This window comes from Blastococcus saxobsidens, assembly GCF_002938435.1.
In the GTDB taxonomy this organism is placed as follows: Bacteria; Actinomycetota; Actinomycetes; order Mycobacteriales; family Geodermatophilaceae; genus Blastococcus; species Blastococcus saxobsidens.
Genome location: NZ_POQT01000036.1, coordinates 39,753 through 47,742 on the forward strand (window position 1 = coordinate 39,753; position 7,990 = coordinate 47,742).

The 7,990-nt window shown below is 73.6% G+C and carries 9 protein-coding genes; 3 read left to right on the plus strand and 6 right to left on the minus strand.

The annotated features are described in order from the left end of the window. Genes C5507_RS18140 through C5507_RS18155 form a run of 4 tightly spaced genes read right to left on the minus strand, consistent with a single transcriptional unit; the run spans nucleotide 1 to nucleotide 3,278 of the window. Entirely contained in the window at nucleotides 1–366 is a 366-nt protein-coding gene (locus C5507_RS18140) for a hypothetical protein (RefSeq protein WP_104529910.1), read from the minus strand. Beyond that, nucleotides 363–1,226, minus strand: a complete 864-nt coding sequence (locus C5507_RS18145) for a DODA-type extradiol aromatic ring-opening family dioxygenase (protein ID WP_104529911.1) — start codon at nucleotides 1,224–1,226, stop codon at nucleotides 363–365. Before C5507_RS18145 ends, C5507_RS18140 begins: the two co-directional genes overlap by 4 nt. Then, a complete protein-coding gene (locus C5507_RS18150) occupies nucleotides 1,219–2,079 on the minus strand; it encodes a citryl-CoA lyase (protein WP_104529912.1) in 861 nt (286 codons plus the stop codon). Before C5507_RS18150 ends, C5507_RS18145 begins: the two co-directional genes overlap by 8 nt. Next, nucleotides 2,076–3,278, minus strand: a complete 1,203-nt coding sequence (locus tag C5507_RS18155; RefSeq protein WP_104529913.1) for a CaiB/BaiF CoA transferase family protein — start codon at nucleotides 3,276–3,278, stop codon at nucleotides 2,076–2,078. Before C5507_RS18155 ends, C5507_RS18150 begins: the two co-directional genes overlap by 4 nt. Nucleotides 3,279–3,508: 230 nt before the next feature. Here C5507_RS18155 and C5507_RS18160 point away from each other — a divergent pair, with 230 nt between their 5' ends. The 3 genes from C5507_RS18160 (at nucleotide 3,509) to pdxY (ending at nucleotide 6,886) form a co-directional block, all read left to right on the plus strand. Next, nucleotides 3,509–4,999, plus strand: coding sequence for an amidohydrolase family protein (locus C5507_RS18160; RefSeq protein WP_104529914.1), 1,491 nt, complete (start codon nucleotides 3,509–3,511; stop codon nucleotides 4,997–4,999). A gap of 143 nt (nucleotides 5,000–5,142) precedes the next feature. Further along, on the plus strand, nucleotides 5,143–5,970 hold the full coding sequence (locus tag C5507_RS18165; protein WP_104529915.1) for an IclR family transcriptional regulator domain-containing protein: 828 nt from the start codon (nucleotides 5,143–5,145) through the stop codon (nucleotides 5,968–5,970). 64 nt (nucleotides 5,971–6,034) lie between these two features. Beyond that, a complete protein-coding gene (gene pdxY, locus C5507_RS18170) occupies nucleotides 6,035–6,886 on the plus strand; it encodes a pyridoxal kinase PdxY (RefSeq protein WP_104529916.1) in 852 nt (283 codons plus the stop codon). Nucleotides 6,887–6,925: 39 nt separating this feature from the next. Here the strand turns inward: pdxY and C5507_RS18175 are convergent, their stop codons facing one another. Together C5507_RS18175 and C5507_RS18180 are read right to left on the minus strand one after the other, a co-directional pair. Further along, nucleotides 6,926–7,753, minus strand: a complete 828-nt coding sequence (locus C5507_RS18175) for a hypothetical protein (RefSeq protein WP_104529917.1) — start codon at nucleotides 7,751–7,753, stop codon at nucleotides 6,926–6,928. Nucleotides 7,754–7,799: 46 nt separating this feature from the next. Beyond that, nucleotides 7,800–7,990, minus strand: a 191-nt coding sequence (locus tag C5507_RS18180) for an aldehyde dehydrogenase family protein (protein ID WP_158657642.1), incomplete at its 5' end; no start/stop codon positions are given.

Genomic DNA, 7,990 nt, shown 5'->3' on the forward strand with positions numbered 1-7,990 from the left:
TCAGGTCGCGATGTCGGGGTACGGGAGGGCGATGCCGGCCTCGGCCATCGCCCGGCCGTAGGCCTGCTGGTACTCCAGCGGCCCGTGGTCGCGCTCGAACATCGCGATGAACAGCGTGAGCGTCAGGAACGGGTGGGCGCCCATCCGGAACAGCGTCACGTGGTCGTGCTCGCGCAGCGCGCGCCGCTCCTCGTCGGTGAAGGCCAGCCAGGTGCTGCGCTCGGCGTCGATGCAGTTGAGCAGCTTGTTGGCCATCTCCCGCTCCCACCACTCCACCGTGCCGGCGGGGTCCTCGCGGTAGCGCTCGACCAGGTCGGGGTCGCGGTCGACGGTGAACAGGAACTTGTCGAGCAGGTACTTGCTCATGCCGGCGCTCCGTTCGGGTACCAGGTGAAGTAGGCCTCCATGGTGTGGAACAGGTCGAGGGTGTCGACGTGGGCCGCCTTCTGCCCCTCGCCCGCCACGCCCATCATCAGCATGAAGTCCATGAAGCCGTGGGTGGCGTTGCCCGGCGCGTGCAGGCTCTCGAGGCTGACCTCGCGCAGGCAGCCCTCGATGTCGCCGGAGGCGATCCACTCCACGGCCTTGCGGTCGAACTCCGGGTCGGGCCCGTGCTCGCCGAACTGGCGGGGCCCGCCCAGCTCGAGCGACAGGTGGCCGGTGCCGATGATCGCCACCCGCTTGTCGCTCTCCCAGGACTCGACCATCTCGCGCAGCGCCCTGCCCAGCTGCACGAAGCGCTTCGGCTGCGGCAGCGGCGGGGCGAAGATGTTCGTGTAGACCGGCACGATCGGCAGGTCGGCCTCGGGCCGCAGCGCGATGATCGGGCAGGTGATGCTGTGGTCGATCCGCAGCTCGTTGCTGAAGGCCAGGTCGAAGTCCCGGTCCAGCCCGTCGCGCAGCAGGTGCGCGGCCAGGTCCTCCTCGCCGCGCAGCGTCATCCGCGGCAGCCCGAACTCGCGCTCCTCGTTGTACCAGTTGGCGTCGAAGAAGGGCGCCTTGCCGACGAGGAACTGGGGCATGTTGTCCAGCCACAGCTGGTGGAAGTGGTCACTGCCGACCATCACCAGCACGTCGGGCTCGGTCCGGTTCAGCGTCTCGGCGAAGGCCGCCTGCTTCGCGACCCACTCGTCGGCGAACGGCGGGCGGTCGGCGCCCGTGGACGTCTTCGCCTTGTAGAAGAACGGGTGGTGGGTGGACGCGACCACCGCGACCAGTTCAGCCATGACGACCTCCAGCGGTGTCGGGGGCCGGGCGGCTGCCCGGCAGGGGCTCGGGGGTGTACGGGTCCGGCGGGACCGGCCGGTTGTTCAGGTCCACCGACAGGAAGACGTCGTTGGCCACCGGGTGCCGCAGCTCCTCGGCGAGCTGGCCGATGAGCCCGGCGGTGCGGGCCAGCAACGCGAAACCGCGCAGCAGCTCCAGGGGCAGGCCGAGGTCGGCCAGCGCCGCGCCGCAGACCCCGGCGCCGTTGAGCGGGAGCTGCTTGCCCAGCACCTGGGGGTGCACTCGGCCGATCGCGGCGAACAGCGAGAGGTGCGGGCCGTGCAGACCCTCCTCGGTGGCGATCTGGAACAGCCGCGGGGTCCGCGGGTCGCCCTGCTTGTGCACGTGGTGGCCGAGGCCGGGCACGAAGCGGCCGGCCGCGCGCTGGGCGGTCACCGTCTCCAGGGCGAGGGCGTCCCAGCCCTCGTCGTCGGTGGGCAGCGGGCCCTCCACCCCGGCGAGCACGCCGTGCAGGAAGCGGCCGGAGTCCTCGGTCACCCCGAGGAAGCGGGAACCGCCGCCGAGGAGACCGGCGGCCAGGGCGCCCTGGACGGAGTCCGGCGCCGACAGGTAGGTCAGCCGGGTGACGATGGCGGTGGGCGTGAAGCCGTGGTCGGCCAGCGCGGCCAGCACCGCCTCGAACACCCGGGTCTCCCCGGGGCTCGGACGGCGCTGGGTGGCCAGCCAGAACGCCAGCTCGCCGAAGCCGACCGACCCCATGACGTCCTGCGCCAGGTCCGAGCCCAGCAGCGTGATCTTCTCCAGGCTGGAGGCGCCCAGCGCCGTCGGGTAGACCGGCCGGTCGTCGGTCACAGCTGCTCCTCCCCCGCGGGCTTCGCCAGCCACCGGCGGATCTCCTCGCCGTGCTGGTCGAGGGCCGGCGGCGGCAGGCGGTAGGCGGCGGCGGTGTCGGAGAACCGGATCGGGTTGCGCACCGACGGGACGGCGGTGCCGCCCTCCCCCACCGTCACCACCGGGTCCAGCCCGATCTCCTCGGCGAAGGCCACGCCCTGGTCGATGGTGTTGATCGGTCCGCAGGGCACGCCGGCGCCGATGATGTCGCGGAACCACTCCATCTTGGTGCGGGTCGCCAACCGCTCCACGAGCAGCGGGCGCAGGGCGTCCCGGTTGGCGGTGCGGTCCTCGTTGCGGCGGAACCGCGGGTCCTCGACCAGCTCGGGCAGCCCCAGCACCTCGCAGAGCTTGCGGAACTGGCCGTCGTTGCCGGCGGTGACGATCAGGTCGCCGTCCGAGCACGGCAGCGGCTCGTAGGGGAAGAGGCTCGGGTGGCTGTTGCCCATGCGGAAGGGCACCACCCCGCCGGCCACGTAGGCGCTGGTCTGGTTGACCAGGCCCGAGAGCGCGGAGGAGAGCAGGTTGACCTCGACGTGCTGCCCCCTGCCGGTCTCGTGCCGGAGGTTCAGCGCGGAGAGGACGCCGATCGTGGCGTGCAGCCCGGCCATGACGTCGAAGACGGCCACCCCGGCCCGGTAGGGCTCGCCGTCGGGATCGCCGGTCACGCTCATCAGCCCGGAGATCGCCTGGACGATCAGGTCGTACCCGGGCAGCGAGCGACCCCCCGGGCCGCTGCCGAAACCGCTGATCGACGCGTAGACGACGGCGGGGTTCGTGGCGGCCACGCTGTCGTAGTCGAGGCCGAAGCGGGCCAGCCCGCCGGGCTTGAAGTTCTCCACGACCACGTCGGCCCGCCGGGCGAGCTCCTGCGCGGCGGCGAGGTCGTCGCCGTCCTTGAGGTCGAGGGCCACCGAGCGCTTGTTGCGGTTCACGCCCAGGTAGTAGGTGGAGACGCCCTCGCGCACGGGCGGCTGCCACGTCCGGGTGTCGTCCCCCCCGGGCCCCTCGACCTTGACCACCTCGGCCCCGAGGTCGGCCAGCAGCATCGTGGCGTACGGACCGGCCAGGATCCGGGAGAAGTCGGCCACCAGCAGCCCCGACAGCGGACCGGGGCGCGGGCTCCCCGACGACGGCGGCAGTGCTCCGGGATCGCTCATGGGTGGTCGGCCACTCCTCGTCTCGCGTCGCGGACAGCCGTCCGCCGATCTGCGAGCGAGTCTCTTGTGCGCCGGCGGGGCTGTCAACCGCTGCTCACTGCGTGGACACGGACGCGCACGGTCCGGTTGACACGACGCGGCCGGCGAAGGAAGGTGACCTGCGTCGCTTCCATCGTCCGCTCTACGGACGACGGTCCGCGCACGTGACGACGACGACGAGGAGCAGACGAATGACCCACTCCGAGCCCACCCCGGTGGCCGGTCGCCCGGTGGTCCTGCGCGGCGGGACGGTGCTGACCATGGACGACGCGGGGACGGTGCTGACCGACGCCGACGTGCTGGTGGTCGACGACCGGATCGCGGCCGTCGGGCCGGCCCTGGAGGTGCCCGAGGGCACCCAGGAGATCGACGCCCGCGGCGGCATCGTCATGCCCGGCATGATCGACACCCACCGGCACATGTGGCAGACGGCGATGCGCGGCTACGGCGCCGACTGGACCCTGACCCAGTACTTCGTCTGGTACTACCTCGAGCACGGCCGGAAGTTCCGTCCCCAGGACGTCGCCGCGGGCAACCGGCTCTCCGCCCTGGAGGCGATCGAGTCCGGCGTCACCACCACCGTCGACTGGTCGCACGGCCTGCAGTCCGTCGACCATGCCGAGGCCGCCGTCTCCGCACTCCGCTCGGTGCCCGGCCGATTCGTCCTGGCGTACGGCAACATCCAGGCCGCTCCCTGGGAGTGGACCGCCGACCCGGCCGTCCGCTCGTTCCTCGAGCGCCACCGCGACGCCGCGGACGGCTCCCTCGGCCTGCAGCTGGCCTTCGACGTCACCGGCGACCCCGCCTTCCCGGAGAAGGCGGCCTTCGAGGTGGCCCGCGAGCTCGGGCTCCCGGTGACCACGCACGCCGGCGTCTGGGGCGCGACGAACGACGACGGCATCCGGCTCATGCACGAGCACGGCTTCATGACGCCGGAGACGGTGTACGTGCACGCGGCCAGCCTGAGCCCCGACTCCTACCACCGCATCGCCGCCACGGGCGGCTCCATCTCGGTGTCGACGGAGTCGGAGCAGAGCGCCGGCCAGGGCTACCCACCCACCTGGCAGGTCCGCTCGCACGGCATCCCGGTGTCGCTGTCGATGGACACCAGCGTGTGGTGGAGCGGCGACCTGTTCTCCGCCATGCGCACCACCCTCGGCGCCGACCGCTCCCGCGAGCACTTCGAGGCCCACCTCAAGGGCGACACCGTCACCCACCTGGCGCTGCGCTCGGAGGACGTCGTCCGCTGGGCCACCCGAGGCGGTGCGGCGGCGCTGGGCCGCGACGACCTGGGCAGCCTGGAGCCGGGCAAGAAGGCCGACGTCGTGCTGATCAGGAACGACGCCTCCCCGGTGTCCTTCCCGCTGCTCAACCCCTACGGCCACGTGGCCTTCCAGGCCCAGCGGGGCGACGTGCACACCGTGATCGTCGACGGCCGCGTCGTGAAGCACGCCCATGCGCTGGTCGGCAGCGACCTCGCCGGCGTGCGGCGCGAGATCGAGGACACCGTGCAGCACCTGCGCAGCGAGCTGGGCGAGGAGGCGTGGGCCGCGGGGATGTACCCCGACCTGCCCGACGCCGAGGTCCTGGACAACCCGTACCAGTACACCGACTACAAGTCGGAGGGCACGCACGCCGCCCGCGAGCAGGTCTTCGAGGAGCACCTGCGGAACGAGCGCTGACCTGCGGGGGGGCCGCCCGGCCTCCCTCCTCCGGGGCACCACCCCGGGCGACGGAGCCGGCGGTCTCGCACACTTCCGGCATCGCCGAGCGTGCGGGATCGCCGGCCGGCGTCCGGACCTCACCACCGACCGAAGGGACCCACATGGCGGGGCGCGGCACCGGACCCGACTTCGTCGAGGCCCTCGCCCGGGGCCTGGACGTGCTGGCCTGCTTCGACGCCGGGCACCGGGCCATGTCGCTCACCGAGGTGGCGACGGCGGCCGGCCTCGCCCGGCCCACCGCCCGCCGTCTCCTGCTGACCCTCGAGGAGCTGGGCTACGTGCGGTCCGCCGACGGCGCCTTCTCGCTCACCCCCAAGGTGCTCGGGCTCGGCATGGCCTACGTCGGCTCCCTGGGCCTGTGGGACATCGCCCGGCCGCACATGGCCGCGCTCGTCGCGCGCACCGGTGAGTCGTCGTCGATGGCGCAGCTGGACGGCTCCGACATCGTCTACGTCGCGCGGGTGGCCGTGCCCAAGCTGATCGCCCTGCGGGTGGACGTCGGCACCCGCTTCCCGGCGGTGCAGACCTCGCAGGGCAAGGTCCTGCTCGCCGCGCTCGATCCGGAGAACCTGGCCGCGACGCTGGCCGAGCGGACCCGTTCCGGGCTGCCCGAGCCGATCCGCCGCACGCCGGCCCAGCTCTGCGACGAGCTGACCGAGGTGCGGGCACGTGGCTGGGCGCTCGCGGACGAGGAGCTGGCCCCCGGCGTGCGGTCGGTGGCCGTGCCCGTCCGGGACGGCGCCGGCGCCGTCCGTGCGGCCATGAACGTGACCGTGCACGCCGCGGAGACGAGCACCGAGCAGCTGCTGCGCGACCACCTCCCGCAGCTGCTGCGCACCGCCGGCGACATCAGCGCCGAGTGGTCGCAGTGGCAGTCCCGCCCCTACCTCGAGGTGCCGGTGCGCACCGAGGGGTCCGCCGCCGGCTGACCGCGGCCGCACCCTGCCGGGCTCGCGGTGGGCCGGCCGCCGGCCGTGTGCCAGGGTTTCCGGCGTGACAGCTGTCCTCTCGATACAGTCGCACGTCACCTACGGCCACGTGGGCAACAGCTCGGCGGTGTTCCCGCTGCAGCGCCTCGGCATCGAGGTGTGGCCCGTGCACACCGTCCAGTTCTCCAACCACACCGGCTACGGCGAGTGGACCGGTCGCGTCTACGACGGCCAGTCGATCGACGAGCTGGTGCAGGGCGTCGCCGACCGCGGGGTGCTCGGCCGGTGCGACGCGGTGCTCTCGGGTTACCTCGGCTCGGCCGACATCGGTCACGCGGTGGTGGGCGCGGTCACGCGGGTGCGCGCGGTCAGTCCGCAGGCCGTGTACTGCTGCGACCCGGTGATCGGTGACGTCGGCCGAGGGGTGTTCGTGCGACCGGGCATCGAGGAGTTCATGCGCGAGGTGGCGGTACCCGCCGCCGACCTGGTCACCCCGAACCACTACGAGCTCGACCTGCTCTCCGGCACCACCACCCGGTCGCTGTCGTCGGTGAAGGACGCCGTCGCCGCCGTGCAGGCGCTGGGCCCGGCGGTCGTCCTCACCACGTCGCTGGTCGCCGAGGACACCCCGGACGACGCGGTCGACCTGCTGGCGTCGGCGGGCGGCCGGCACTTCCGGGTCCGCACGCCGCGGCTGGGCGTGGCGGTCAACGGCGCCGGCGACGCGATCGCCGCGCTCTTCCTCGCCCACTGGCTGGACACCCGGTCGGCCGCCGAGGCGCTGGCCCGGGCGTCGGCCTCGGTGTTCGGGCTGCTGGCCAGGACCGAGGCGGCCGGCTCGCGGGAGATCCTGCTGGTCGAGGCGCAGCAGGAGTTCGTCTCCCCCACGCGGGCGTTCGAGGTCGAGGAGGTCTGACCCCCCGGCGGGGCGCGCGCCGGCGCACCCCGCGGAGGCTCACCAGCCGGCGTCGGCCAGGAGCGCGGCCACCCGCTCCGCCGTCCCCGGCGCCAGCGGCAGGTCGGCGAGGATGCGGCGGATCTCGTCGGCCTCCAGGCCCTCGGCGCCGAACGCGTCGAGCAGCTCGTCGGAGGCCTCGGGGGGAACCGGCACCGGCAGCGCCGAGGAGCGCAGCGCCTGCTCGGCCAGGAACCGGGCGCCGATCAGCGAGGGGTCCGGACCCGCCGGCGGTTCGGCGGGCGCGGCCTGGCGGGCCAGCGCCTCCGCGGCCCGCACGAGGGACAGCGGCAGCCCCTCGGCCTCCACCTCGATCAGCGGCACCGTGCCGAGCGCCGCCAGCACGAGGTGCTCGGCGTCGATGCGCAGCGGGGCCTCCCAGCCCCCGGCCCGCACGACGCCGGCCGGATCGGCGGGGTCCTCCCCCAGGTCGTCGGCCAGCTCGACCCAGGCCGCGGCACGCGTCGTCCGCGCGCGCTCGGCGGCCAGCCGGCAGGTCTCGCGCACGAACGGGACCAGCACCTCGTCGTCGAACCGCTCGGCCTGCACCCGTCCGTCGCCGCCCACCATGTTGAGGGCGTCCTGGAAGCTGCCGGGCCGGGCGTCGCCCAGCTCCAGCCGGCCGTCCTCCTCCCCGGCCAGCGGGCGCCCGTGGGCCGCCCGCTCGCCCACCGTCAGACCGGTGGCCACCAGCCGGCCGGCCCGCCGCTCGTGGTGCGGCGCGTCGGACATGCCCACGGCCCAGGCGCAGCTCTCCGCGACGAGCGCACCGCCGCGCTCGCGCAGGACCTCGCGGGTCAGCAACCCCATCCAGTCGACGTCGAACACGCCTTCCACTGTGCCCCGCCGGCGCCCGCGTGCGCAGGAACGCAGGTCACTCGGCGGCGGCGCCGGCGGTGCTGCCCTTGGCCTGGTCGCTGCTGGGGCCACCGATCCACACGGTCTTGGCGTTCATGAACTCGTACATGCCCACCTCGGTCAGCTCCCGGCCGTAGCCGCTCTGCTTGACGCCGCCGAAGGGCAGGTCCGGATAGCTGGCCGTCATCCCGTTGATGAACGCCATGC

What these genes read in the sequence shown, in the direction of transcription:
- C5507_RS18165 (WP_104529915.1), top strand. Translation starts at nt 5,143, where the DNA reads ATGGCGGGGCGCGGCACCGGACCCGACTTCGTCGAGGCCCTCGCCCGG.
- C5507_RS18160 (WP_104529914.1), top strand. Translation starts at nt 3,509, where the DNA reads ATGACCCACTCCGAGCCCACCCCGGTGGCCGGTCGCCCGGTGGTCCTG.
- C5507_RS18140 (WP_104529910.1), bottom strand. Translation starts at nt 366, where the DNA reads ATGAGCAAGTACCTGCTCGACAAGTTCCTGTTCACCGTCGACCGCGAC.
- C5507_RS18155 (WP_104529913.1), bottom strand. Translation starts at nt 3,278, where the DNA reads ATGAGCGATCCCGGAGCACTGCCGCCGTCGTCGGGGAGCCCGCGCCCC.
- C5507_RS18145 (WP_104529911.1), bottom strand. Translation starts at nt 1,226, where the DNA reads ATGGCTGAACTGGTCGCGGTGGTCGCGTCCACCCACCACCCGTTCTTC.